Consider the following 1,677-nt stretch of genomic DNA (forward strand, 5'->3'; position numbering starts at 1 on the left):
TGGCGTTGCTGTCCTCGGTGGCCACGACCCTGGCCGCGGTCCGCACCGGGCGGCCGGTGGCCGGCCTGCCGGCCACGAGCACCACCCGCGCCAACCGCCCCACCGACGACACCGGCCGCGACGACGACGACACCGACGTCGGCGCGGCTCGCGACGGTGACGGTGGGGAGAGCGGGGTGGGTGCCCCGGACGCCGCCGCGATCCGCCGGGCCGGGCAGGGCGTGCTGGACCGGATCGAGGACCTGCTCGACCTGGGCGCCCGCCTGGACGGGGCGCTGGTCGCCGCGGCCGGTGAGCTCACCAGGACCAACGCGCGGCTGCTGCTGGCGGCCAAGGGGCGCACCGACCCGGCCGGCCTGTCCCCCACCGCGCGGGAACGGTGGGCCGCCAGGGCCCGCTCGACCACCGCGCACGAGCTGTCCGCAGCGACCGGGTGGGGCATCGGCCAGACCCGCGACCTGGTCGCCGCCGCCACCGCCCCAGCCGCCATCACCACCCCGGTCCTTTCGGCCCTGGGATCCTCGACCGTGTCCTGGCCCCTGGTGCGCCGCGCCTGGCGCGCCGCCACCACCGCCGGGCTGGACGTGGAAGCGACCACCCACCTGGCCCAGGTCATGTTCGGCACCGACCCCGACCAGGTCGCCGTCGAACGCCTCACCCCCACCGGGACCGTGAGCACCCTGCCCTGGGCCCACCGGGCCTACCACCACGCCCTGGACCGCGAGATCGCCAAGCTCACCGCCGGCACCGACCACGCGACCCACGCCGCCCGCGCCACGCCCGCGCCGCCCGCGACGCCACCGCCCGCCTCGACGACGACGGCACCGCGACCGTGACCATCACCACCGGACCCGCCCAGGCCACCGCCCTCATCGACCGCCTCCACACCGCCGCCCGCACCGCCCGCCGCCACGGCGACGCCCGCACCCTGGCCCAGCTGCGCGCCGACACCGCATGCGCCCTGCTGCTGCACGGCACCCTGCCCCTGCCCGACCAGCCCGGCGACCCCGACCAGGTCAGCGTCCAGGACATCACCGCCCTGGCCGCACTCCTGGAAGGACTACCCGCCGCCACCCTCAACGTCATCACCCCCTGGCACCTCCTCCCCGGCACCAGCACCACCGGCCACGACCGCGGCAACGGAAGCACCACCGGCGGGAGCGTCGACAACGAAGACACCGGCAACGGAGGCCGCGGCGGGCACGAGCACCCCCACCGGTGCAGCACCACCCCCTGCCCCGCCGCACCACCACCCCGACCCGGGCAACCGGACGCACCACAGGACGACCCCGACGGCCCCGACGCCCCGGCCGGTCCCCAGGACAGGCCACCGGGTGCTGCCACCCCCAAGGACGGCCCCGACGACCCGGCCGGTCCCCCGGAGGAACCTTCCGACCAGGCCTTACCGGCCGCTTCGGTGACCGGCCCGCCGGTGGCGGCCCCGCCCGGCGACGGACAACGGCAGGAGGTGCTGCTGGCGGTCGCGCAGGCCACCGGCACCACCCCGGCGTTCCTGCACGCTCCCGACATCGCCGACCTGCTCACCACCCCCGGCACCACCCTGCACCGCCTCGTCATCGACCCCCTCGACGGGCGCTGCGTGGAACGCTCCACCACCGCCTACCAGCCCGACGCGCACATGCGCGCCCAGGCCCACGCCGCCGACGGCACCTGCCG

At 77.2% G+C, this 1,677-nt stretch carries 1 protein-coding gene and 1 pseudogene; both read left to right on the forward strand.

Annotation, left to right across the window (positions count from 1 at the left end; all coding sequences use genetic code 11):
• On the forward strand, window positions 1-836 hold an 836-nt coding region (locus tag BJF81_RS18115; protein ID WP_158068692.1), incomplete at its 5' end, for a hypothetical protein.
• Window positions 833-1,677: pseudogene (locus BJF81_RS12880) on the forward strand (hypothetical protein); the annotation flags it as partial. The gene BJF81_RS18115 and the pseudogene BJF81_RS12880, both read left to right, overlap by 4 nt.

The organism is Ornithinimicrobium sp. CNJ-824 (assembly GCF_001942405.1).
Lineage (GTDB): Bacteria > Actinomycetota > Actinomycetes > Actinomycetales > Dermatophilaceae > Ornithinicoccus > Ornithinicoccus kibberensis.